Source organism: Pseudomonas sp. NMS19W (assembly GCF_051554255.1).
Taxonomy (GTDB): domain Bacteria; phylum Pseudomonadota; class Gammaproteobacteria; order Pseudomonadales; family Pseudomonadaceae; genus Aquipseudomonas; species Aquipseudomonas kribbensis.
Map to the genome: position 1 here is coordinate 481699 of NZ_CP136718.1, position 24311 is coordinate 506009.

The window sequence follows — 24311 nt, forward strand, 5'->3', positions numbered from 1 at the left end:
AGAGCACAAAGGGGAAGGATTGTAGCTGTCATTGGCCGCGCTGGCTAAAGCTGTGCAGGGCTTTCTCGATGCACTGCGCGGTTTTGCCGAAGGCTTGCACGGTGATGTCGGCGAACGGGCCGCCACCCTGGTCGGCGACCACGATCATGATCACCCGGCCGTTATGGACCAGCGAGCGCAGAAACAGATGTTCGCCACGGAACAGCGTACGCAGGGACGGCGGCAGCAGGGCGGAAAACTGGGCGTTGTTCTCCGGAGTGATCCGCACCTGTGCCTGCTGCGCGAGCAAGCGTTGCAGTACGGTGCTTTGGCTGACGACGAAGTTGAGTGCAGCGGCTTCCTTCGGCAGACCGGAAATCTGATGCACCCGCAGACTGGACTGGGTGCGGTCGGCCATCAGGATCATCACCCGGCGCATGCCGCTGGCCACCAGCGCGTCACGGGCGGCAATGGTCAGGTGCATGGCGTTGGTGAAACGGCTTGGCTCCGCCAGCAGCTCAGCGCATTGCCGGCGCCATTTGGCCAGGTCTTCGGTACTCGGCGTGGCGGCGGGCAGCATGCCGGCCGGCAAACGACGGTTGTCCCATGGCCACAGCAGCGAAACCGCCGGGTGCCACAGATCCGGCATCGAATGCCGGCGCGCACTGTTGGCGGCCTGCTGGTGCAGCTGTTGCTGCACTTCTTCCATCGGGATTTGCAGATAGAGGCTGGTCAGGTACTGCCAGCGCTCGCTGTGCGGACTGTCCCAGGCCTGTTGCGCCGACAGCGCCAGACCATTGGCCAGCAGCACGGTATTGGCCGGCTGATTGAGCCAGTTGCGCAGGGTCGGGTCGTCATCGAGGCGGTTCTGTTGGCGCAACGGATGATCAACGTCGCGTGCGATGCGCAGAACCTTGATCAGTTCGCGTTGTTCGGTAAGTAACAGGCGGTAACCCTGCTGCACCCAGATCGGCAGGCGCCAGGCTTCCACCAGTGCCGCACCGATCTTCAGCAGACGCACGCCGAACAATTGTTTTTCCACGTCGCGGGCCGATTCGCCCTTGTGGATGACTCGTACTTCCCACTCTTCGAGCAGTTTGGGAAAGGTCAGCGCCAACGGCCACAACGGCGACAGAAACAACAGGCTGCCCCAGTGAATGTCCTGCCACAGCCGCGCCAGGCGACTGGCAAAAAAACCGTTGGCCTGCTGCGTGGCGTGCTGACTGATCATCTGTATCTGGCGCAGGGCCTGGGGAATTTGCGCCTGCGGCTCGGCGGGCAGGCGTGCCAGCAGTTCTTCGGTGCGGGCCAGGCCAAGGCGATTGATCGCCACCTCGAGGTTTTCCGCCGGTGCGGTCAGGCTGCCCTGGGTATGGCGGTTGGCTTCGCGGATGATGCTCAGGGCCAGCGCCGGGCTGTCCTGCATCAGGTCGGCGATGTCGCGCAGCGAGCTGCGATTGTCGCGGATCGCCCGGCAGACCTTGTCGTGGGCCTCTTGCGGCACCGGCAGGCGCACGCCGTCGAGCAGCTTCACCCAGCCATCGAGAGTGGTCGGTCTTGCGTGTGGGACGTTCGTTTCATTAGCCATGTCTGGACGGGATCTTGATCTGCTGTAGACGCGCCCGGCACGGGCTAAATTGGCTTTTCGCCTGAACTGGCTATAGTCTGGCGCAGTTTTGCCGATAAGTAGAAGAAGAGATTTTTTAACTTCCGAATATGACCTTGAACCCGACTTAAGTAAGTACTTTCTACCTATGGCTAAAATTATCGGCATCATCGTCGTATTCGCGAGCGTGCTCGGCGGATACGTGCTCTCCCACGGCAAGATTGCCGCCCTGATCCAGCCCTTCGAGGTGATGATCATCGGCGGTGCGGCACTCGGAGCATTCCTCCAGGCCAACCCCGGCTACATGACCATGCACGTGCTCAAGAAATCCCTGGGCATGTTCAGCTCGCGTTTCAGCCACACGTTCTATCTGGAAGTGCTTGGCCTGATCTACGAAATCCTCAACAAGAGCCGTCGTGAAGGCATGATGGCCATCGAAGGCGACATCGAAGATGCCGCTGCGAGCCCGATCTTCGCCAAGTACCCGGCGGTGCTGAAAGACGAACGCATGACCGCGTTCATCTGCGATTACCTGCGCATCATGTCTTCCGGCAACATGGCGCCGCACGAACTCGAAGGCCTGTTCGACATGGAGCTTTACAGCCTCAAGGAAGAACTGGAGCATCCTTCCCACGCGGTCAACGGTATTGCCGATGGCATGCCCGGTTTCGGTATCGTCGCGGCGGTACTGGGTATCGTGGTGACCATGGCGTCCCTGGGCGATGGCGACCAGAAGTCCATCGGTCTGCACGTAGGTGCGGCACTGGTCGGTACCTTCTTCGGTATTCTGGCGGCCTACGGCTTCTTTGGCCCGCTGGCGCATTCCCTGGCCCACGATGCCAAGGAAGAACTCAACGTCTACGAAGCCATCAAGGCCTCGCTGGTGGCTTCGGCTTCCGGCATGCCGCCGTCGCTGGCCGTGGAATTCGGGCGCAAGGTTCTGTACCCGGCTCACCGTCCTAGCTTCGCCGAGCTGGAACAAGCGGTTCGCGGTCGCTAAGTCATGGAAAATAACCAGCCGATAATCATCAAGCGCGTCAAGCGCTACGGTGGCGGGCATCACGGCGGAGCGTGGAAGATCGCCTTCGCCGACTTCGCGACGGCGATGATGGCGTTCTTCCTGGTGCTGTGGCTGCTGTCCACCGCAACACCGGAACAGAAGATCGCCATTGCCGGCTACTTCAAGGACCCGGTCGGCTTCTCCGAGAGTGGCACGCCGTACATCATCGATCTGGGCGGTACGCCGACACTGGCGCCGGAAAATACCCTCAACCCTGAAGTGAAGTCTCAGCCGCAACCGGACAAGGTCACGGTCGACACCGATCAGGTTGAAGGCATGGCCGAGCAGGTCGAGAAAGAGCGCCTGGAACTGTTGCTGCAGGAACTGCAGAACAAGGTCGACGAGAACCCGCAACTGCAGAAGTTCAAGGACCAGATCCTGTTCGAGATCACGCCGAACGGCTTGCGCATCCAGATCATGGACGCCGAGAACCGGCCGATGTTCGACTCAGGTTCCGCCCGCCTGAAACCGTACTTCGAAGACATCCTGCTGGCCATGGCCGACACCATCAAAGCGGTGCCGAACAAGATCAGCATCAGTGGTCACACCGATGCCAAGCCGTACACCGGCACCGGCGATTTCGGTAACTGGGAGCTTTCGGCCAACCGTGCCAACGCCGCCCGGCGTGCGCTGGTGGCGGGCAGCTATCCGGACGGGCAAGTGGCTCGGGTGGTGGGTTACGCCTCGTCGGCACTGTTCGACAAGGAGAACCCGTTCAACCCGGTCAACCGCCGTATCGACATCGTGGTGCTGACCAAGAAGGCCCAGGCCGCCATCGAAGGTTCGCAAGGCGCTGAGCCGGCGAAACCGGCCGAAGGGCAGAACGGCGCGGATCCGGCCAAACCGGTCGACCCGAACGCCTTGCCGGCGGATCAGCAACCGGTGCCGGCCCACGAGTTGCGCGAACGGCTGAACCTGTTCGACGACCCGCTGCCGAAACCGGCCGAGCCGGGCGGCGCAGCGCCAGCCCCGGCGCCTGCTGCACCGGCCCCTGCACCGGCGCCCGTGCCGAAGCAGTGACCCACAAAAAAGCCGCGAGATGATCGCGGCTTTTTTGTGTCTGGCTACTTAGTAACCGTTTTCCGGCAAGCTGGCGATGATCGAGCGGTAGCTGTTCATCCGCTGTTGCTGGATGCGTCCGTCTTCAAGGGCCTTGAGCAAGGCGCAGCCCGGTTCGCGATCGTGCTTGCAGTCGCGGAAGCGGCAGGTGCCGAGCAGGTCGTCGAACTCGATGAAACCGGCTTCGACATCGGCACGGCTGACGTGGCCCAGGCCGAATTCGCGGATACCCGGAGAGTCGATCAGTTCACCGCCACCGGGGAAGTGGAACAGTCGCGCAGTGGTCGTGGTGTGAGTGCCCTGGCCCGACCATTCGGACAGCGGGCCGACACGGGTTTCGACGTCCGGCAGCAGGCTGTTGACCAGCGACGACTTGCCGACACCCGACTGACCGACGAACACGCTGATGCGTCCGTCGAGCAGCGCTTGCAATTGCTCCATGCCGTTGCCGTGGTGCGCCGACACTTCCAGCACCGGATAACCCAGGGTGCGGTATACCGCCAGCAACGCGTTCAGCGCCGGGGCGTTCTGTTCGTCGATCAGGTCGAATTTGTTCAGCAGCAGCAAGGGACGGATGCCGGCGTGTTCGGCTGCGACCAGATAGCGGTCGATCAGGTTCGCATGGGGTTCGGGCAGCGGGGCGAAGACGATGACGATCATGTCGACGTTGGCGGCCACCGGTTTGAGCTGGCCTCGGCTGTCCGGGCGGCACAGTTCGGTGGTGCGCGGCAGTTGCGCGACGATCACACCGATGCCCTGGTTGCCGGCACGCCAGACCACACGGTCACCGGTCACCAGTGCGGGCAGGTTGGCCCGCAAGTGGCAACGGAAGACCTGGCCGGCCAGTTCGCCGTCAACGGCCTCGACCTCGACCTGCACACCGAAGTGGGCGATCACCAGGCCGTGCTGTTCGGGGCCCAGGTCGCCGCCTTCGAGCGCCTCGACAGCCGAGGACTCGCGTTTGGCGGCGCGGGCGGCGCGCTCGCCCTGAATCTTTTCGATGCGCCAGTTTTGACGACGATTGAGTTGGCGTTTGGCCATGGGTGTTCCGTCTGAAGAATGCAGCGATTAGGTAAAACGGCCGCGAGTTTAGCACGCCCGGGCATCGCCCTAGGCTAAACTGCGCAGCATTGCCTAGGAGCCGAAATATGCAAAACCCGCAGAACCTGATCTGGATCGACCTGGAAATGACCGGTCTGGATCCGGAAAACGACGTCATCATCGAAATGGCCACCATCGTCACCGACAGTGACCTGAACACCCTGGCCGAAGGCCCGGTGATCGCCATCCATCACAGCGACGAAGTCCTCGCCCGCATGGACGAGTGGAACACCCGCACCCATGGCAACTCCGGCCTGACCCAGCGTGTGCGCGAAAGCCGCGTGAGCATGGCCGAAGCTGAAGCCGAAACCATCGCCTTCCTCGAAAAGTGGGTGCCGAAGGGCAAGTCGCCGATCTGCGGCAACAGCATCTGCCAGGATCGCCGCTTCCTTTATACCCACATGAAGTCGCTGGAAAGCTACTTCCACTACCGCAACCTCGACGTTTCCACCCTCAAGGAACTGGCCGCGCGCTGGGCGCCGGACGTGCGCGACAGCTTCAAGAAGGGCAGTACTCACCTGGCGCTGGATGACATCCGCGAGTCCATTGCCGAGCTGCAGCACTACCGCAAGCATTTCATCAAGTTCTGAGATCGGCGACCTTTGTGGCGAGGGAGCTTGCTCCCGCCTGTCTGCGCAGCAGCCAGATCCCTTCGTCACAGACGTTCAGCAAAACGCACTTCTGGTGCCGCCCTGAAATGGCTAGACTGCGCGCCTTCCTGCCAGGATCGCCACCATGTTGCTGATGCTCTACCTCGTCGCCATTACTGCCGAAGCCATGACCGGCGCCCTGTCTGCGGGCCGTCGCGGCATGGACTGGTTCGGCGTGGTGCTGATCGCCTGCGTCACGGCATTGGGCGGCGGTTCGGTGCGCGACGTGCTGCTCGGGCACTACCCGCTGACCTGGGTCAAACACCCGGAATACCTGGTGCTGACCACGGTCGCGGCGATGATCACCGTGTTCACGGCACGCTGGATGCGCCATCTGCGCTCGCTGTTTCTGGTACTCGATGCCGTCGGTCTGGTGGCCTTCACCCTGATCGGTTGCATGACCGCCCTGGAAATGGGCCACGGCATGCTGGTGGCTTCGGTCAGCGGCGTGATCACCGGGGTGTTCGGCGGTATCTTGCGCGACATCTTTTGCAACGACATCCCGCTGATCTTCCGCCGTGAGTTGTACGCCAGTGTCTCGTTCGCCGCCGCGTGGTGTTACATGCTTTGTCTGTATCTGAATGTGCCGAGTGAACAGGCAATTCTGATCACCCTGTTCGGTGGTTTTCTGCTGCGGTTGTTGGCGATTCGCTTCCATTGGGAAATGCCGAAGTTCGTTTATAACGACGAGCATTGAAGACTGGCTACAGCTTCTTACACTTGACTTTTAGTTCGCTTTTGAATGGCGTGATATTGATATCCGGCTCCGCCCAATAAAGTGCGGGTGCATCGGAACTGATATCGGTCACAGGAGTGAAAGCATGAGTGAGGTTAATGAGCTGTCCGCAGAGCGCTCGAACAATTCGGCTTCTCTTGAAAGTATTGAATTGGAGGTGAAGTTCGATTCAGGGGGCGCAACGCGAAGCAAGGTGTTGTTTGGCAACGGACGTATGCAAGTTAAAGTGCAGGTGTTGGTCTCCGGTTTCGATGAAAACGGTCAACATACTTCGGTACCGGCTGATGTACTGAATACAGTAGAACTTATTCATTACAACACGGGGAAGACATTGCGGGACGGCTGGAAAGCCAGTGCCGAACAGGGACGATATACGCTGGAGGCTCCTGTCTCTGCAGATTTGCTGGACGCATCGGGCGATGAGTCGCAATACCATGCCCATCCTCATGTGCGCACCTTCTGGGTTTCATCGGCGGGGGTCGGTACCACACAGATCGCAGCGCGTGTTTTGCTCAACGGAACCGTTATTCAAAGCAACGGTACTGGTCTGCTCGGTCGTCAGGACAGCAGTATCACGCTGGATGCGCAATTGCCGATCAGCTACTCGCTTGAACAGTTTCACTTGAAAAGCGTACGGCGCGGGAATGAAGCGCCCGGTAACCGGATCTCGAATTACTACCTCGGACTCAATCATCAGGGACAGCAAATAAAACTGGTGGACTGGGTGGCGTCGCGGGGTACAGGCAACTTGATTTTTGCTCACGGTAATTGGCTGGGAGCACCTGCGACCAATTATCTGAAAGGTGTTCTGGCAAGTCCTGATCAGGCTGATGTCACTGTAAAGCTACCTGTCAATGACAACACTTTTTTAGACGTCATATTTTCAGGGCCTGCCAGTGTCTCTTCAGAGGTGAGTCAGGAGTATCTTGTACGGGTAAACGATCGTCACGGTGAGTTGACTATTGTGCAGGCCATTTCCGAGTATACGTACAGCTATACCAAGTATACGGTGGACGAGGTGTTTCATTTTTCCGCGATCGATCAATACGGGTCGGAACATAAGCTGGCCATTCGAACCGACGCTACGAAAAGTTTGTTCATTCTTGAACGGGGCTAAATTTGTATACGGGCAATAGATATATAAGCTCGCTGTAAAAAAATAAATCAGTAAGCTGCGATATCGATGATCCCTGCCGGCATTTCGGCAGGGGCACTATTGTCCGTCAGTTCCTCACCGTATAGGGGCTGACTCAATTTCGCTCAAGGATGAGAATTGATGGTCAACAAGCCGCCAAAGGGTCTTGCTCCTGCACGCTTCCCGAAACCACCGACTCCCCGTACTCCAAATCATGAAACACCACCGCGAGCGCATGTCGACGTGCCAGGTGTGTCACGCCACGTTGCATTGCCACCTGTGACAACAGGCCCAGGCCATTCAGGCAGGCAGGATGCTCCCCCGTTGTCTGTTGTCGAGAACAGCATGATTGTGTCCGAATCTGCATCCCTGGTGACTGCAACGGCACCGATGCCTCCGGTGCTGGCCGATTTCTGGATCAGCGCCGCAGCTGCACTGCCCGCAGCCGATGCTCAGGGGTTCAGAATCATCAAGCAGCGCCGGTACATTGAATTGACCGACGGGCATTTTGTCCAGGTCGCCAGGGATCCCGTTACGGGAGACTGGCGAGCAATGCGGGCCAGTGAACTCATTCCTTCCGGGCCGTTTCTGTTGCCTGATCAACACCGCCGTTACTGGCACCCGAAAGACAGCAACGGGGTGCAAAAGCTTACCGGAGTGGGCGAAGACGATGTTGAAACTTTCGCGCCGGGACACTCCCCGGCACTGTCAGGCCGCCTGATTTCACAAGCATCTGTCGAGCGTCGAGTGCGAGCGCTGTTTCCCGGGCTTGCGGATGACGAAGTGATTGCTTTCATCGGAGATCGTTTACACAGTGATCCCCACTCCATTCTTGTGCGACTGGAAAAAGAGTCGGTGGCATTGCGTGAGGAACTGAAGGACTGGCTGGGGAGTGAGCGCTCAGCTCATCCCGACCTTGAATCCCGATTGCGTGATGAAGTCCTCGCCAGCCACCGGCAGAAACGAAAAAAATTCAGTCAGGATCTTCTGGCGATCTGGCAGCGTGAGTCGGTGCCGGACCAGGCTTCTGCCGATCACAGCTTTTCGACGTTCATCGATTTCTCCGGAGAATTGCCACACTTGTCCGTCCGGTTTGAATGGGTGACAGAGCTGGTGCTGACCGCGCGCAATACCGAAGTCTCGTTGGGTAGGTTTTTAGACAGCTTTCCCAACGTTCGCTACCTGATTCTGGAGTCTGTGCGAATGGAGGAATTTTCTCCGGCGATCTTCCAGATGCGGGATTTGCAGCACCTTATATTGAACGGAAATTCACTTCGTCTTTCCGAGAGCGGTGCCGAGGGCCTGTCCCGGATCGACACCCTCACGTTACTGGATTTGAGGGAAAACCCCTTGGGTATCGCCCCGCCTGTGGGATTCATGCAGGGGTTGCGAGAGCTGTTTCTGCGCGATTGTGCGATCGACGAACTTCCTTCCGGGATGGAGCGGTTGCCGGCACTGACTCGCGTGGATTTGCGAGAGAACAACATTTCCGTCATCGGCGATGAGTTGTTCGACATTCCGGATACCCAGAATCTTCACCTTGATTTGAGGGACAACCCGCTCGGTGTGGTGGCGCGGCAGCGAATCACCCACTATCTGGAAAATGCCAGTCTCGATCGTAAGGTGCAGATTCGCTCGGATGAGGACGGTCTTGATGTCGATGACTCCTCCGAATCAAGCGACAGTTCTGATAGCGGGGTGGAGTCCGATACCTGATAAAACTTAACTGCCCTTGTCTAGCGACAAGGTCTGGTTATGAAAAAAGTAGGCAACCCACTTTCTTCTTTGTCTTTTTTGGCGCTGAGGAAGTGGGTTTTTTATTGTATTTTTATATTTTGATTGGCTGTTTTTATAGTTTGTGTTTCAGGTGGGGGGTTATGGCTGCTCTGTTTACATGTTGTCAGCTATTGCTGCTGTTATAGGTTTTGGTGGTGTGTTTAATATTTGATTGCGCCCGGATTTTTCTGGAGATGGGTCAATTGAATATTTATACAGGAAGTTATTGATGTTTGAAGAAGTCGTCAGTATTCAGAGGCTCGAAGTCAAGTTTGATTCGGCACCCACACTTCGCCATAAGCAACTCTATGCCAACGGTCGGATGCAAGTACGGGTGCTGGTCTTGATTTCGGGTGGCGATGCGCAGGCCAACGAAGTATCTCTGCATGGGCATCCGGCCATGCAGACCCTTCGCCTGATCTCTTACAACGGCGCGCGGCCGCTCTCGGGGGACTGGAACGTCGAGACCCGGGAAAATCGCTACGCCCATGACATGGCAGGCGGCATCGCCCGGGCCGTTCCACTGGTTCCGGCTGCGCATAACCGCATTACCGACCCTGCCGAGCCCGTTCAGGTCTATGAGTTCTGGGTCACCAGCACCAAGCCGGGCTCGCTGCAAATCGCCGCCGAAATCACCCTGGGCGATGAGGTGGTTCGAAGCAACGGGCAGCTGGGAGGCGACAGCAGCGTGACGTTGGAGGCGATATCGCCGGTCAAGTATCCAGTGAGCAACTTTTCCCTGGAAAAGGTCAGTGAAAGCGTCGTTAATCGTTTCGACGCGATTCATCGATATAGCCTGAGTCTTTATGCTGAACGTCGTTCCGTTCATCTTCTGGACTGGACCAGCACGCAAGTACAAAAAGATGACGAATACGCGACGTTGTTCTTTGCTTCCCGAAATATTGATGACTCCCACCCGGGGGTAGAACTTATTGCGGTTACATGGCGCCGGTCTATGGTGCCCTTGCGACCATTCGCGGTCCGAAAGGGTATGTCGGGACGCCAGTCAATCAGCAGCCGGGTAATCTGACGCTATTGAGCTATCTCTCTCCCGACTATCAGACTCAGGTGGTTCAGGATCAGATTTTTGAACTGACGGTATTCGATGAGTTCGGTACGGCACACTGGCTTCGTATAAAACCGGATTTTTCCGCACGCGCGTTCAAGTTGGTTTGAGCAGCGATTTTTAGCAGATTGTCGCGAGCTTCTTTCGTTCGATTTCAGCACAGCCGGATTGAACTTCGAAGTTCATCGGGTGGGTTGGTTCCTGTGTGGTGAATAAGGAATTTATATATGGAGAACAAATCTCCGGTCTCCGTGCATTCCAATGCATTCAATTTTGGTGAGTTTGTAACGGGCGGTGTTGATCCTCGGACAGGCTTGTATACCTGTTCCTTGTCTTTGGGGGCTGTTCGATCTGCGGATCTCAACGGGCCTTTGTTCGGACTCGCCCTGGGTTTCAACCCGCTTGATACTCGAAACACCGGATTCGGGTTGGGTTGGTCGTTGGCCACGACCCGTTACGACATGCGCAGCAAAATGATGACCCTGTTCAGCGGTGAGCGTTACAAGGCCGTCGAAACGGTCGCGGGCCTGCAGTTCAGAGAAATGAAGCTGGAAAGCGTCAAGGTCGTGAAAACCGGTGCCGGACGTTTTGATGTTCGTTACAAGGATGGGCATCGGGAAGAGTTGACGGTGCAGGGCGGCAGCCTGGTCGCAGTCCCGACGCGAATCGTCGCGGCCAACGGCGCAGGCATCACGCTGATGTACAAAGTGGTCAATCAATATCCGGAACTGATCGAAGTCAGGGATGACCAGCGGACGCTGCTGAAAATCTCCCGCAAGGGCACTCTGGTTACGTTGAGCCAGAACCCGGATACGGTATCCAGGGCTGACTTCACAATGAAGCTCGATAGCAACGACCGGGTCGTGGAGATCGGTTTGCCAGAGGGCCGTGGCTGGGATCTCGAATATTCGCTCATCGATGAAGTCGGCTACCTGAAACGGGTCGTGACACCCTTGGGGGCCGTCGAAATCATTCGCTACAAGGAGCAGGGGCATCTGCTGCCCGCCAGCGACGCCGGTGCGACGGCGACGCTGCCTCATGCCATGGCCCATGACATTTATCCGGGGCACGGTCAGCCGAAAACGAGCAGAACCTACACGTTTTCAGACCGTAATTTCCTTGGACATGGATTGTCGGTGGAGCCATCCGACGACGGTGACCCGCTCTACTCCGCACCCTGGAGTTACCAGTATGCGTCCGAGGAGCGCCTGGTGGTCGATGGCAAGGTGCACAGTCACATTAAACGGACGTACAACAAATTCCATTTGCTGGTTGCGCAGGTGACGACGTGCGGGGAGGCGGTCACTTCGCAGTTCACCGAGTATCACCTCGCAACAGGAAAGCCTTTCAACGAGCAACCGGCAAACTTTCGTCTGCCCCGGGTGCAGAGACTGAAGTTCGAAAACCGCCTCGGCAAAAAGCAACGCGAGGAGACGACGGTCACCGAGTTCGATGCGGTGGGCAACCTGCTCAGGCATGTGGGGCCCGACGGTGTCACGACGCTGTCCGAGTTCTATCCGGCCGTCGAGTCGCCGGACTGTCCGGTGGATCCGCTCGGTTTTGTCCGTTTCGAGAAGCAAAGGACGGTCATCGCCGCACCCGGCGGCGGGGCCTCGACCTGCACCCGTTTTCGCCATGCCTTGCACCCGGCATTGCAAGGCTCGACGCTGGCCAGCGTCGTGGTCATCGAAGAACAGTTCTTCGAAAAGGTGGAAGACAAGGAGGTTCTTCGTTCAAAGGTCGAGCACAGTTATTTCGATACACCGGCGGACCGGCTCCGACATGGTGCATTGCAGGAGCAGCGCATTACCCGGAACGGTCGCACCACCCGAACGGCGTTTTCCTCTCGGCTGGAAGGTGCTCGCCTTCATCTGACCCACACTGCTCACGGTTTCGATGGTACTTCGCAAAGCACGACGCAAGTCCTGTCGTCATACAGCGGATTGACCTTGTCGGAGACCGACAAGGACGGTGGCCGGATCGAGTATGAGTACGACGCCATTGGTCGATGCGTGCGCAAGACTCTTTCCCCGGACACTGCCCATGCTGCTTCGACGACTTGGGGTTATCAGGAGGCAAACAGCACTTCGCCCGCGACAGTGACCGTCACGGATCCGGCGGGAGGTGTGCAAACGATCACTCATGACGGTTTGGGGCGCGTGATCGGCATCAAGGAGCTTGATTGCGACAACCTCGATGAGGGCGTGTCGCAACAAAGTCTTATGCGCACGGTGTACTCCGCACTTCACGACAAGGCGGGGCATCTGGTGGAACAGACCCGCACAGACTGGTGGGATGGCATTGCTCGTCCGGCCATTACCCGGCTGGTTTATGACAGTTGGGGGCAAGTGAAACAGACGCATCATGCTGACGGGCGCGTAGAGCATCGAGAATTCGATCCGGTCGCTCTCCGGGAAACCCTCTGGCAGGAGGGAATGGGCAAGACGGTCTCGGTCTTCAACGCTTTCGGCAAGCCGAAAAGTGTTGAGATGCTCGATCAGAAGGGGGAAAGCCTGGGCAAGTCGGTCCTTGAGTATGACGGTTACGGCAGAACCCGCAGCCAGACCGATCAGGAAGGCAACAAGACGCTCTACCACTACGACGTCTTTGATCGATTGGTGCGCAGCGAATTGCCGGACGGCCATGCGGTCGAGACTGAATATGCCGATCACAGCGCCGAAGCATTGCCGACAAGGATCAAGGTCGACACGCTGGAGTTGGGCCGACAGGTATTCGACGGGCTGGATCGCCTGACTGAAAGTACGGTAGGCGGGCGCACATCCACAACGGGGTATGTGTCGGGCTCCAGCCAGGCCGGATGGCAAATGGGGGCTGACGGTAAAAAAGTCGAATTCACCTGGTCGCAGGGCGTGAACAGGCTGGCTGAGCGCAAGGCTGACGGATTGCTTGCGCGCTTCACCTACGACGCCTTGCATGGCAAGCCTGAAACCTGCATCGAGCAGGGGCGCGAGCATCGTTTCGCCTACTATCCTTCCGGACGCTTGAAGTCCGAAGCAACCGTATACGGTGAACATCGCCAGACAACATCCCACACCTGGTCGTTGGCTGGGCGGCCGCTGACTTTCACCGATGGACTTGGCAACGAACACAAGTCTGAATATGACAGTTGGGGACGCAAATCCGCTTTCACCCAGGGCAGTTTGCGGTTCGAATACACCTATGACACCGCAGGCTTGCTGGCGCTGATCGATGCCCGGGATACATCGACCGCCCTGCGCATGAAGACGCATCTGGGCTACGACGATATCGGGCGTGAAACGACCCGCCGGTTTGAAGTCGAGGGTCAGGCAAGTCAGACGCTGACCTCGAGTTACACCCCCTCCGGCAAGCTGGCGCAGAAAGTCTTGAAACGCGGGACTCAAGTACTGCGCGATGAACGCTTTACCTATGACGTGCGTGGGCGACTGAGCCATTACACCTGTGAGGGCACCCAACGGCCACGGGATCCCTATGGCAAGGAAATCGTCGAACAGACATTCACCTTCGATGCGCTGGACAACCTCCTCACGCTGCAAACCCGTTTCCCCCAGGGCGTCAACCTGACGACTTTCAGCTATAGCAAGGTCGACTTCACCCAGCTCACGGACATCAGTCATTCCCACGCTGATTACCCGCAACCGGTCACTCTGCAATACGACGCCAATGGCCGGATGATCAAGGATGACCAGGGCCGTACGCTGACGTACGACCCGCTTGGGCGACTGACAGGTGTCAGCGATGCGCAAGGGCAGAGGGTGCGGGGCTATCAGTACGACGGCTTTGACCGGTTGATGGCGCTGTCGCAGCCGGGGAGCGCGGACACTCGGCGTTACTATCGCGGTGGACAGGTCATCAACGATGTGCGTGGCAGCGATTCGTACAGTGTCGTGCGCCACGAAGGCCTGTTGCTGGGGCAGTACCAGGTCGGAGTGGATGCGGGTGTACGGATGTTCGGCACCGATCAGCAACAAAGCGTTTTGACACAACTGCAGAATGGCCGGCTTACCGATATCGCCTACAGCCCGTATGGGCATCGGGAGGCTGAAGGCGGTTTTTTCAGTCTGCCGGGTTTCAATGGCGAGCAGTTCGATCCCGTCACCGGTCTGTATCTGCTGGGCAATGGCTATCGGGCCTACAGCCCGACCCTGATGCGCTTCCTGTCACCCGACAGCATGAGTCCGTTCGGGGCAGGAGGGGTGAATGCCTATGCGTATTGCCTGGGTGATCCGGTCAACCGTGTCGACCCTACGGGGCATTTTTCCTGGCAGTCGATTCTGGGGATTGCACTTGGGATTGCGGGGATTGCACTCAGTTTTGCGACCCTCGGTGTCGGCACGCTGGCTTTCGTGGGGCTAGGCCTGGGACTGGCTTCCGGGCTGGCGGGCATTGCCGGGGAACTGGTCAGTGAACTGTCACCGGAATCGGAGGTGGGATCAATTCTTGGCTGGGTGAGTCTTGGGCTGGGGGTCGCGTCACTGGGCGCCGGGCTGGCAGCCGGGGCAAAAGCAGCCATTCAGACAGGCAGAAAGCTCGAGTCGGCATTCCGACCGGGACTGGCTGGCAAAGGGGCAAAAAAGGCTGCCAAGGAGATGGCCAAAGGCAAGGCGGGAGGCCCTGCGGAACCCCCTCCGAAGTGGACGTTGACTGAGGACTTTGTTGCACACGATTACCTGCCCAACGGCAAACCGGGCAACGTTGCGCGGGCCAAATACGCGGAGTTCAGAGATGAGATTGCGGTCAACAACAAATCGCCTTATGACGCTGCCAAGAGTTACCCCGGCAGTAAATTCGATCCTTATCCCAACTATGCGCCGGCGAAGCCTTATGCAGGTTATGAGCATGCACATACCCGTCTCTCGCAAGCGGACCGGGTGTTTTTCCTGACCAACAATGACACCCGGCACGTCATCATCAAACAGGTGGGTAGTCATGACCCTGCCTGGTAGCGGATAACACCCATTCGTCGGGCTATTCGTGAGTCCGGAGGTCGCGTTCCGAGTGTTGCCTGAGTGCCCATTCCACATGTTCACGAACCAGCTCCGACGGATAATCCCGTCGCGCCTTCAACGCTTCCAGCACCGGAATCGTTGAAGGCGCATTTCCCAGTCCGACTGCCAGATTACGCAGCCAGCGCTCATAGCCGGCGCGGCGCAACGGTGAACCTTCGGTACTGCTGAGGAATTTGTCTTCATCCCACAAGAACAGCTCGGCCAGCTCGGCGTTATCCAGATTGTGCCGTGGCTTGAAATCGCTTTCGCCGGACGGGCGGGCGAAGCGGTTCCACGGGCAGCAGATCTGGCAATCGTCGCAGCCGAACACCCGGTTGCCGATCAGCGGTCGCAGGTCTTCGGGGATGGCGTTCTTCAGTTCGATGGTCAGGTAGGAAATGCAGCGTCGCGCGTCCAGCACATACGGGCCGACGAAGGCGTTGGTCGGGCAGATGTCGAGGCACGCGGTGCAGCGCCCGCAATGTTCGGTGCTATGGGGTTCATCCACCGGCAACGGCAAGTCGACGAACAGTTCGCTGAGAAAGAAATAACTGCCGGCCTTGCGGTTCAGGACCAGGGTGTTTTTGCCGATCCAGCCCAGTCCCGCCTGCTCGGCGATGGCTTTTTCCAGCACCGGGGCACTGTCGACGAAGGCGCGGAAGCCGAACGGGCCGATTTCGGATTGAATCTTGTCCGCCAGTTGTTGCACGCGTTTACGGATCAACTTGTGATAGTCGCGGCCCAAGGCATAACGCGAGATGTAGGCTTTTTCCGGTTTCGCCAGCATTTGCGCCATTTGCGTATCGCCCGGCAGGTAGTCCATGCGCAGCGACACCACGCGCAAGGTGCCCGGCACCAGTTCTTCCGGGTGCGAGCGTTTGCTGCCGTGGGCGCCCATGTAATCCATTTCGCCGTGGTAGCCGGCCTCGAGCCAGCGTTGCAGGTGCTGCTCATGCTCGGCCAGGTCCAGACCGCTGATGCCGACTTGCTGGAAGCCCAGCTCGCGGCCCCAGTCCTTGATGGATTGGGCGAGGGCGGGAAGATCTGTGGTGATGGCGGACATGAGGCGAGAGAAACCGGAGCTGAGGTGCGTATAATTCTGCCAGACATCGGAGCCCGAAGACGCATGCCGCACACTAAAGATCAATTACCCGACGCGCTGTACCGCGCCGCGCAAGTGCGGGCACTCGACGCACGGCTGATTGCCGCCGGTACGCCGGGCTTCGAATTGATGCAGCGTGCCGCCCATGCCACCTGGCGCGCACTGGTACGCCAATGGCCTTCGGCGAACGAACTGACGGTGCTGGCCGGCCACGGCAACAACGCCGGCGATGGTTATCTGATCGCTGCGCTGGCCCGCCGTGCGGGCTGGGCGGTGCAGGTGCTGGCCGTCGGCGATCCGCAACGATTGCAGGGTGATGCGGCCCTGGCGCATGCCGAGGCGGTGGCCGAAGGCGTTGCGATTGCTGCGTGGACTGCTTCTGGTGAATTGCGCGGAATTCTTGTCGATGCGCTGCTTGGCACCGGTTTGAACGGTGAGGTGCGCGAGCCGTACTTGCCTGCGATTGAGGCAATCAATGCCAGCGGCCTGCCGGTGGTGGCGGTCGATATCCCTTCCGGCCTGTGTGCCGACACCGGCCATGCGCTGGGTCGGGCGGTGTGTGCCGATCTCACGGTGACCTTCATCGGTCTCAAGCTTGGCCTGTTTACCGGGGACGCGGCGGATCACGTCGGCAACCTGTTGTTCAACGATCTGCAAGCGCCGGCCGAAACCTGCAGTGACATTGCCGTCGCCGCCCGCCGGCTCAACGCCGCTAATCTGCCGCGTCTGCCGGCACGGGCACTGGCTGCGCACAAGGGGCGTTTTGGCCATGTCCTGCTGATCGGTGGCGATCACGGTTTTGGCGGGGCGATTCTGCTCAGTACCGAAAGCGCCTTGCGCTGCGGGGCGGGGATGGTGTCTCTGGCGACCCGGCCGGAACATGTCCCGGCGGCGCTGAGCCGGGTGCCGGAAGCCATGGCGCTGGGTACTTCGTCAGCCAATCAGCTGATGGGGCTGCTGGAAAAGGTCTCCGTATTGGTGGTCGGCCCGGGACTTGGACAGGCAAGTTGGGGCAGGGCGCTGTTGTCGGCCGCTGCCAATGCGCCGCTGCCGCAGGTGTGGGATGCCGATGCGTTGAATCTGTTGGCCTTCGGTTTCGTCAGTTTGCCCAAGGGTTGTGTGATCACGCCGCATCCGGGGAGGCGGCGCGACTGTTGGGGATCAGCACTGCCGAGGTGCAGGCGGATCGGCCGGCGGCAGCGCTGGCGTTGAGCAAAAAATACACAGCGGTTGTGGTGCTCAAGGGCGCCGGCAGTCTGATCGCCCATCCCGACGGACGTCTGTCGTTGTGTCATCAAGGCCATCCGGCCATGGCCACTGCGGGCCTCGGCGATGTGCTGGCCGGTCTGGTCGGTGCGTTGCTGGCGCAGGGCATGAATGCGTTCGACGCGGCGTGCCTGGCAGTCTGGCTGCACGCCAACGCCGGGGCGCAACAAGGTAAATTCGGCCGTGGGCTGGCGGCCAGTGATCTGATTCCAGCCATTCGTCAGTTGTTGGAGGAGCATGCACCGTGTCTGAAGTAACCCTGTACCTGGCCGATGAACAGGCAATGAGCGACTTTGGCGCACGGATCGCCCGGGTGACCGGCGGCCATGGTCTGATTTTTCTCGAAGGCAACCTCGGCATGGGCAAAACCACGCTGTCGCGGGGCATCATTCGCGGGCTGGGGCACGTTGGTGCGGTGAAAAGTCCGACCTTCACGCTGGTCGAACCCTACGAGATCGGTGACGTCCGCGCCTTCCACTTCGATCTGTATCGCCTGGTGGATCCGGAGGAGCTGGAGTTTCTCGGCATCCGCGACTATTTCGAAGACGACGCTCTGTGCCTGATCGAGTGGCCCGATAAAGGTGCAGGCTTTTTGCCAAAGCCTGACCTGACCATTACCATTAGCCCGCAAGACAGCGGGCGTTCGCTGACTATTTTGTCCCAGGGCTCGCGTGGCGAGGCCTGGTGTGCCGCTTTGGCGTTGGAATCCAAATAAATGATGGGGTTAGGTATGCGCTTTCGCGCGTTGGTGGCTGCCGCTGGACTGATGTTGATGGCAGTAACCGTCAACGCTGTGGCCGAGACGAAGGTCAACAGCGTGCGCCTGTGGCGGGCGCCGGACAACACGCGCCTGGTGTTCGACCTGACCGGTCCGGTGCAGCACAGCGTCTTCACCCTCACGGCACCGGATCGACTGGTGATCGACATCAATGGCGCCACCCTTGGCGCGCCGTTGAAAGTCTCCACCGCCAACACACCGATTACCGCCATGCGCTCGGCCCAGCGTACGCCGACCGACCTGCGGGTGGTCATCGACCTGAAGAAAGCCGTCACCCCGAAAAGCTTCTCGCTGGCGCCGAACGCGCAATATGGCAACCGTCTGGTGGTCGACCTGTTCGATAACCCGGCCGATGCCGCCCCGCCGCCAACACCTGCGCCGGCACCGACGGTCGCCACTGTTCCGGCCGTTCCGGTAACCCCGGCCGAGCCTGCGATCAAACTGCCTCCGGCCCCGGCCGGCAAACGCGACATCATTGTGGTGATCGACGCCGGTCACGGTGGTGAAGACCCGGGTGCGTCCGGCTCACGCGGTCAGCGCGAGAAAGACGTGGTGCTGCAGATCGCCCGTGAGTTGCAGCGTCAGGTCAATGGTATGAAAGGCTTCCGCGCCGAACTGACTCGTACCGGTGACTACTTCATCCCGCTGCGCGGCCGTACCGAAATCGCCCGCAAGAAAGGCGCCGACCTGTTCGTCTCGATCCACGCCGACGCGGCGCCATCGGCGGCGGCCTTCGGGGCTTCGGTGTTTGCCCTGTCTGATCGCGGTGCCACCTCGGAAACCGCCCGTTGGCTGGCCGACAGCGAAAACCGTTCCGACCTGATCGGTGGTGCCGGCAACGTCAGCCTCGATGACAAGGACCGCATGCTCGCCGGCGTTCTGCTCGACCTGTCGATGACCGCCTCCCTGACCTCCAGCCTCAACGTCGGCCAGAAGGTCCTGACCAACATCGGCCGCGTCACGCCGCTGCACAAGCAACGCGTGGAACAGGCCGGGTTCATGGTGCTGAAGTCGCCGGACATCCCGTCGATCCTGGTGGAAACCGGCTTTATCTCCAACGCCAACGAAGCGAACAAGCTTTCGGCGTCGAGCCACCAGCAGGCGCTGGCGCGTTCGATCAGCAGCGGCGTGCGTCAGTTCTTCCAGCAGAACCCGCCACCGGGCACTTACATTGCGTGGCTGCGTGATTCGGGCAAGATCGCTCAGGGCCCGCGTGATCATCGGGTCAGCCCGGGTGAGACCCTGGCGATGATTGCGGTGCGTTATCAGGTGTCGGCCGCCACGTTGCGCAGTGCCAACAACCTCAGCAGCGATGAGCTGAAGGTCGGTCAGCACCTGACCATTCCGGGCACCGAACTGGCGTCCAAAGAATGAATCAGGTTCTGAACGCAGCGCGCATCGAACTGCTCAGCCCACGGCTGGCGAACCAGATCGCCGCCGGCGAGGTGGTTGAGCGCCCGGCTTCGGTGATCAAGGAGTTGCTGGAAAACAGCCTCGACTCCGGCGCCAAACGAATCGACGTCGATGTCGAGCAGGGCGGCGTCAAGCTGCTGCGGGTGCGCGACGATGGCAGCGGCATTTCCGCCGATGACCTGCCGCTGGCGCTGGCCCGTCACGCCACCAGCAAGATCCGCAACCTCGAAGACCTCGAACAGGTGATGAGCCTGGGCTTCCGGGGCGAGGCTCTGGCGTCCATCAGCTCCGTAGCGCGCCTGACCCTGACTTCCCGCACCCGCGACGCCGATCAGGCCTGGCAGGTCGAGACCGAAGGCCGCGACATGGCGCCCCGCGTGCAGCCGGCAGCGCATCCGGTCGGCACCTCGGTGGAAGTTCGCGACCTGTTCTTCAACACTCCGGCTCGGCGCAAATTCCTCAAGACCGAAAAAACCGAATTCGATCACCTGCAGGAAGTGATCAAGCGTCTGGCGCTGGCGCGTTTCGATGTGGCTTTCCATTTGCGCCACAACGGCAAGACCATCCTCAGTCTGCACGAGGCCCACGATGATGCGGCCCGCGCCCGGCGTGTGGCGGCGATCTGCGGTTCGGGTTTCCTGGAGCAGGCACTGCCGATCGAGATCGAGCGCAACGGCCTGCACCTGTGGGGTTGGGTCGGTCTGCCGACCTTTAACCGCAGTCAGGCGGATTTGCAGTATTTCTTCGTCAACGGCCGTGCAGTGCGCGACAAACTGGTAGCCCACGCGGTGCGCCAGGCTTATCGCGATGTGCTGTTCAACGGCCGGCATCCGACGTTCGCACTGTTTTTCGAAGTCGACCCGGCAGCGGTCGACGTCAACGTGCACCCGACCAAGCACGAAGTGCGCTTCCGTGACGGGCGCATGGTGCATGACTTCCTTTATGGCACCCTGCACCGTGCGCTGGGCGATGTGCGCCCGGAAGATCAGCTTGCCGGCTCGGTAACCACCGCGGTCGTGCGGCCAACCGGCCTCGAGGCCGGCGAATTCGGCCCGCAGGGCGAAATGCGCCTGGCGGCCAATGCGTTGCTGGAGCAGCCGCAAGCGCAACCGGCGTTCAATACCTCGTCGGGCGCGAGCACTGGCGGCGCCTATCAGTATCAATACACACCACGTCCGCAACCTGCCGTCCCGGCTGCCGAGGCCCAGGCCGCGTACCGCGAGTTTTTCGCGCCGCTGCCCGAGGCAAATGCCAACGCGCTGCCGACCGGTCAGGAAGACATTCCGCCGCTGGGCTACGCACTGGCGCAGCTCAAGGGCATCTACATTCTGTCCGAGAACGCCCATGGCCTGGTTTTGGTGGACATGCACGCCGCACACGAGCGGATCATGTATGAGCGTTTGAAGATCGCCATGGCCAGCGAAGGTTTGAGCGGCCAGCCGTTGCTGGTGCCGGAGTCGCTGGCGGTCAGTCAGCGCGAGGCCGATTGTGCCGAAGAGCATGCGGCGTGGTTCCAGCGTCTCGGATTCGAATTGCAGCGTCTGGGCCCGGAAACCCTGGCGATCCGGCAGATTCCTGCCTTGCTCAAGCAGGCCGAGGCCAACCGTCTGGTGGGCGACGTGCTGTCGGACCTGATGGAGTACGGCACCAGCGACCGGATCCAGGCACATCTGAATGAACTGCTCGGCACCATGGCCTGCCACGGCGCGATCCGCGCCAACCGCCGCCTGGCCTTGCCGGAAATGAACGGCCTGCTGCGCGATATGGAAAACACCGAGCGCAGCGGTCAATGCAACCATGGCCGACCGACCTGGACCCAGCTGGGCCTGGACGATCTGGACAAACTGTTCCTGCGCGGTCGTTGATGAGCCAGCTTCCTCCAGCGATTTTCCTGATGGGCCCGACCGCTGCGGGCAAGACCGACCTGGCCATCGAACTGACCAAGGTGCTGCCGTGCGAGTTGATCAGCGTCGATTCGGCGCTGGTCTATCGCGGCATGGACATCGGCACGGCCAAGCCATCAAAAGAGCTGCTGGCCGAGTATCCACATCGCCTGATCGACATTCTCGACCCCGCCGAGGCTTATTCGGCTGCGGATTTTCGCCGTGACGCCTTGCAGGCGATGGCCGAAATCACCGCGCGCGGAAAAATTCCGCTGCTGGTGGGCGGCACGATGCTCTATTACAAGGCTTTGGTCGAAGGTCTGGCGGACATGCCAGCGGCGGATCCCGAGGTTCGTGCGCAGATTGAAGAAGAGGCTGCACGCCTTGGCTGGCAAGCCCTGCACGATCAACTGGCAGCAATCGATCCGGAATCGGCGGCGCGTATTCACCCGAACGATCCACAACGCCTGAGTCGTGCGCTGGAAGTTTATCGGGTCAGCGGTCAGAACATGACTGAACTGCGGCTGAAACAATCTGTACAAAGTACCGAAGCCGCGGCATCGGGACGGCAACAATTGCCCTATACTGTCGCGAACTTGGCCATTGCTCCGGCAAATCGTCAGGTGCTGCATGACCGCATTAAACAAAGATTCACAAATATGCTGGAACAGGGATTCATCGACGAGGTCGTAGCCCTGCGTAATAGAAGTGACCTGCATGCCGGGTTGCCGTCTATACGTGCGGTAGGCTACCGCCAAGTCTGGGATTACCTGGATGGCAAGCTGACGGCGGCCGAAATGCAGGAGCGGGGCATCATCGCCACGCGCCAATTGGCCAAACGCCAGTTTACCTGGCTGCGCAGCTGGGACGATTTGCACTGGCTCGACAGTCTGGATTGCGACAATCTGCCACGCACCTTGAAATACCTTGGGACCATCTCCATATTGAGCTGAGTCCTTGCAATTGCCGTCTATCCTTGGGGGTGTGGCGGCAAAAGCCATCTGATTACCTATTTTTTATATTGAATCCTTAAAGGAGTGCGGCACATGTCAAAAGGGCATTCGCTACAAGACCCTTACTTGAATACTTTACGTAAAGAGAAAGTTGGGGTTTCCATCTACCTGGTCAACGGTATCAAACTGCAAGGCACGATCGAATCGTTCGACCAGTTCGTTATCCTGCTGAAGAACACCGTCAGCCAGATGGTTTACAAACACGCTATCTCTACAGTCGTGCCGGTTCGTCCAATTCGTCTGCCAAGCGCAACCGAATCCGAAGCAGGTGACGCTGAGCCAGGTAACGCCTGATAGGAGTCTCCTTTGTTCTTTGAGCGCCACGGTGGTGGTGAGCGAGTCATCCTCGTTCACTTGGATGGACAGGACCCTGAGGCGCGCGAAGATCCGCAGGAGTTTCAGGAGCTGGCAAATTCGGCAGGCGCCGAGACCGTTGCGTTTTTTAACGTACCGCGTCATCGGCCAACCGCCAAATACCTGATCGGCAGCGGCAAGGTCGAGGAACTTCGCGATCTGGTGAAAGCCGAAGAAGCCGATCTGGTGATCTTCAATCACGTCCTCACGCCCAGTCAGGAACGTAACCTCGAACGTGTGTTCGAGTGTCGCGTGATCGACCGTACCGGTCTGATTCTCGATATTTTTGCCCAACGCGCCCGTACCCATGAGGGCAAGCTCCAGGTAGAACTGGCCCAGCTTGACCACATGAGCACCCGGCTGGTCCGCGGCTGGACTCACCTTGAGCGTCAGGGTGGCGGTATCGGCATGCGCGGCCCGGGTGAAACCCAGCTCGAAACCGACCGACGCCTGCTGCGGGTTCGCCTGCGCCAGATCAAGGGGCGACTGGAAAAAGTGCGCAGTCAGCGCGAACAGTCGCGTCGCGGCCGTTCACGTGCGGATATCCCTACCGTGTCTCTGGTGGGATATACCAACGCCGGCAAATCCACGCTGTTCAATAACGTGACGAAGTCCGAGGTCTATGCGGCCGACCAGTTGTTCGCCACGCTGGATCCGACCCTGCGCCGTCTGGAACTGGACGACCTGGGGCCGATCGTTCTGGCCGACACCGTGGGTTTCATTCGTCACTTGCCGCACAAGCTGGTCGAGGCATTTCGGTCTACGCTCGAAGAGTCGAGCAATTCCGACCTGCTGTTGCACGTGATCGATGCGGCCGAACCGGATCGCATGTTGCAGATCGAGCAGGTGATGGTGGTGCTGGGCGAGATTGGTGCCCAGGACTTGCCGATCCTCGAGGTCTATAACAAACTCGATTTGCTTGAAGGCGTTGAGCCACAAATCCAGCGCGACGAAAACGGCAAGCCTCAACGGGTCTGGTTGTCGGCGCGTGATGGCACTGGTCTGGAATTGCTTGAGCAAGCCATTGCCGAATTGCTGGGCAGTGATTTGTTTGTCGGAACCTTGCGTCTGCCCCAGCGGTTTGCGCGTCTGCGTGCACAGTTCTTCGAACTGGGCGCGGTACAGAAAGAAGAATACGACGAAGAAGGTGTCAGCTTGCTGGCCATTCGATTGCCGCGCTCGGAGCTCAATCGACTGGTCAGTCGTGAAGGCGTTGTGCCGACGGAGTTCATCGAGCAACACACTTTGCAATAAAAGCCTGAAAAAGCGGTTGTGCCGCAACGGCAGGCATTCTGTAGCATTGGTCGGCGCGCCGTGGGTGCGTCTTTGCTTTATCAGATGGAGAG

17 protein-coding genes and 1 pseudogene are annotated in these 24311 nt (G+C 59.6%); 15 read left to right on the forward strand and 3 right to left on the reverse strand.

The features are described from left to right. Window positions 1-28: 28 nt before the first annotated feature. The gene (locus R1A29_RS02080) at window positions 29-1567 is read right to left on the reverse strand and encodes an HDOD domain-containing protein (RefSeq protein WP_438300521.1); all 1539 of its coding nucleotides are present in this window, start codon (window positions 1565-1567) and stop codon (window positions 29-31) included. Between the two features lie 166 nt (window positions 1568-1733). On the opposite strand from R1A29_RS02080, the gene motA reads away from it, so the two are divergent. Then, window positions 1734-2585, forward strand: a complete 852-nt coding sequence (gene motA / locus R1A29_RS02085) for a flagellar motor stator protein MotA (RefSeq protein WP_085711149.1) — start codon at window positions 1734-1736, stop codon at window positions 2583-2585. Window positions 2586-2588: 3 nt separating this feature from the next. Continuing rightward, window positions 2589-3665 carry a flagellar motor protein MotB gene (gene motB, locus R1A29_RS02090; RefSeq protein WP_438300522.1) on the forward strand — a complete coding sequence of 359 codons (1077 nt, stop codon included), beginning with the start codon at window positions 2589-2591 and terminating at the stop codon, window positions 3663-3665. A gap of 48 nt (window positions 3666-3713) precedes the next feature. Here the strand turns inward: motB and rsgA are convergent, their stop codons facing one another. Next, the gene (gene rsgA / locus R1A29_RS02095) at window positions 3714-4745 is read right to left on the reverse strand and encodes a small ribosomal subunit biogenesis GTPase RsgA (protein ID WP_438300523.1); all 1032 of its coding nucleotides are present in this window, start codon (window positions 4743-4745) and stop codon (window positions 3714-3716) included. A gap of 107 nt (window positions 4746-4852) precedes the next feature. Here rsgA and orn point away from each other — a divergent pair, with 107 nt between their 5' ends. From orn to R1A29_RS02125, 6 genes are all read left to right on the forward strand, one after another. After that, window positions 4853-5395, forward strand: coding sequence for an oligoribonuclease (orn, locus tag R1A29_RS02100; protein ID WP_065258764.1), 543 nt, complete (start codon window positions 4853-4855; stop codon window positions 5393-5395). 145 nt (window positions 5396-5540) lie between these two features. Next, on the forward strand, window positions 5541-6152 hold the full coding sequence (locus tag R1A29_RS02105; RefSeq protein ID WP_064379088.1) for a trimeric intracellular cation channel family protein: 612 nt from the start codon (window positions 5541-5543) through the stop codon (window positions 6150-6152). A 124-nt stretch (window positions 6153-6276) separates the two neighbouring features. Then, entirely contained in the window at window positions 6277-7308 is a 1032-nt protein-coding gene (locus R1A29_RS02110) for a hypothetical protein (RefSeq protein WP_438300524.1), read from the forward strand. Window positions 7309-7671: 363 nt separating this feature from the next. Then, window positions 7672-9042, forward strand: coding sequence for a leucine-rich repeat domain-containing protein (locus tag R1A29_RS02115; RefSeq protein ID WP_438300525.1), 1371 nt, complete (start codon window positions 7672-7674; stop codon window positions 9040-9042). Between the two features lie 289 nt (window positions 9043-9331). Next, window positions 9332-10132, forward strand: coding sequence for a hypothetical protein (locus tag R1A29_RS02120; protein WP_438300526.1), 801 nt, complete (start codon window positions 9332-9334; stop codon window positions 10130-10132). Window positions 10133-10395: 263 nt separating this feature from the next. After that, window positions 10396-15114 carry an RHS repeat-associated core domain-containing protein gene (locus R1A29_RS02125; RefSeq protein WP_438300527.1) on the forward strand — a complete coding sequence of 1573 codons (4719 nt, stop codon included), beginning with the start codon at window positions 10396-10398 and terminating at the stop codon, window positions 15112-15114. Between the two features lie 22 nt (window positions 15115-15136). Here the strand turns inward: R1A29_RS02125 and queG are convergent, their stop codons facing one another. Beyond that, window positions 15137-16219, reverse strand: a complete 1083-nt coding sequence (queG, locus tag R1A29_RS02130; protein ID WP_438300528.1) for a tRNA epoxyqueuosine(34) reductase QueG — start codon at window positions 16217-16219, stop codon at window positions 15137-15139. A gap of 63 nt (window positions 16220-16282) precedes the next feature. Between queG and R1A29_RS02135 the strand changes: the two are divergent. The 7 genes and pseudogenes from R1A29_RS02135 (at window position 16283) to hflX (ending at window position 24219) form a co-directional block, all read left to right on the forward strand. Continuing rightward, window positions 16283-17781 (forward strand): annotated as a pseudogene (locus tag R1A29_RS02135) (NAD(P)H-hydrate dehydratase). Beyond that, a complete protein-coding gene (gene tsaE, locus R1A29_RS02140) occupies window positions 17769-18239 on the forward strand; it encodes a tRNA (adenosine(37)-N6)-threonylcarbamoyltransferase complex ATPase subunit type 1 TsaE (protein ID WP_119429449.1) in 471 nt (156 codons plus the stop codon). Before R1A29_RS02135 ends, tsaE begins: the two are co-directional and overlap by 13 nt. A gap of 51 nt (window positions 18240-18290) precedes the next feature. Then, a complete protein-coding gene (locus R1A29_RS02145; RefSeq protein WP_371320912.1) occupies window positions 18291-19676 on the forward strand; it encodes an N-acetylmuramoyl-L-alanine amidase in 1386 nt (461 codons plus the stop codon). After that, window positions 19673-21580 (forward strand): DNA mismatch repair endonuclease MutL, encoded by a 1908-nt coding sequence (mutL, locus tag R1A29_RS02150; protein ID WP_438300529.1) that lies wholly within the window; start codon window positions 19673-19675, stop codon window positions 21578-21580. The genes R1A29_RS02145 and mutL overlap by 4 nt, the downstream gene beginning before the upstream one ends. Next, window positions 21580-22551 (forward strand): tRNA (adenosine(37)-N6)-dimethylallyltransferase MiaA, encoded by a 972-nt coding sequence (miaA, locus tag R1A29_RS02155; RefSeq protein WP_438302003.1) that lies wholly within the window; start codon window positions 21580-21582, stop codon window positions 22549-22551. The genes mutL and miaA overlap by 1 nt, the downstream gene beginning before the upstream one ends. Before the next feature lie 93 nt (window positions 22552-22644). Continuing rightward, on the forward strand, window positions 22645-22905 hold the full coding sequence (gene hfq / locus R1A29_RS02160) for an RNA chaperone Hfq (protein WP_007902656.1): 261 nt from the start codon (window positions 22645-22647) through the stop codon (window positions 22903-22905). 12 nt (window positions 22906-22917) lie between these two features. Beyond that, the gene (gene hflX / locus R1A29_RS02165) at window positions 22918-24219 is read left to right on the forward strand and encodes a ribosome rescue GTPase HflX (RefSeq protein ID WP_438300530.1); all 1302 of its coding nucleotides are present in this window, start codon (window positions 22918-22920) and stop codon (window positions 24217-24219) included. The last annotated feature ends 92 nt before the right edge of the window (window positions 24220-24311 follow it).

Coding starts and splice junctions, on each gene's coding strand:
- R1A29_RS02080 (WP_438300521.1), bottom strand. CDS start 1,567: ATGGCTAATGAAACGAACGTCCCACACGCAAGACCGACCACTCTCGAT.
- queG (WP_438300528.1), bottom strand. CDS start 16,219: ATGTCCGCCATCACCACAGATCTTCCCGCCCTCGCCCAATCCATCAAG.
- R1A29_RS02125 (WP_438300527.1), top strand. CDS start 10,396: ATGGAGAACAAATCTCCGGTCTCCGTGCATTCCAATGCATTCAATTTT.
- rsgA (WP_438300523.1), bottom strand. CDS start 4,745: ATGGCCAAACGCCAACTCAATCGTCGTCAAAACTGGCGCATCGAAAAG.
- mutL (WP_438300529.1), top strand. CDS start 19,673: ATGAATCAGGTTCTGAACGCAGCGCGCATCGAACTGCTCAGCCCACGG.
- R1A29_RS02115 (WP_438300525.1), top strand. CDS start 7,672: ATGATTGTGTCCGAATCTGCATCCCTGGTGACTGCAACGGCACCGATG.
- miaA (WP_438302003.1), top strand. CDS start 21,580: ATGAGCCAGCTTCCTCCAGCGATTTTCCTGATGGGCCCGACCGCTGCG.
- R1A29_RS02110 (WP_438300524.1), top strand. CDS start 6,277: ATGAGTGAGGTTAATGAGCTGTCCGCAGAGCGCTCGAACAATTCGGCT.
- orn (WP_065258764.1), top strand. CDS start 4,853: ATGCAAAACCCGCAGAACCTGATCTGGATCGACCTGGAAATGACCGGT.
- motA (WP_085711149.1), top strand. CDS start 1,734: ATGGCTAAAATTATCGGCATCATCGTCGTATTCGCGAGCGTGCTCGGC.
- hfq (WP_007902656.1), top strand. CDS start 22,645: ATGTCAAAAGGGCATTCGCTACAAGACCCTTACTTGAATACTTTACGT.
- R1A29_RS02120 (WP_438300526.1), top strand. CDS start 9,332: ATGTTTGAAGAAGTCGTCAGTATTCAGAGGCTCGAAGTCAAGTTTGAT.
- R1A29_RS02145 (WP_371320912.1), top strand. CDS start 18,291: ATGTTGATGGCAGTAACCGTCAACGCTGTGGCCGAGACGAAGGTCAAC.
- motB (WP_438300522.1), top strand. CDS start 2,589: ATGGAAAATAACCAGCCGATAATCATCAAGCGCGTCAAGCGCTACGGT.
- R1A29_RS02105 (WP_064379088.1), top strand. CDS start 5,541: ATGTTGCTGATGCTCTACCTCGTCGCCATTACTGCCGAAGCCATGACC.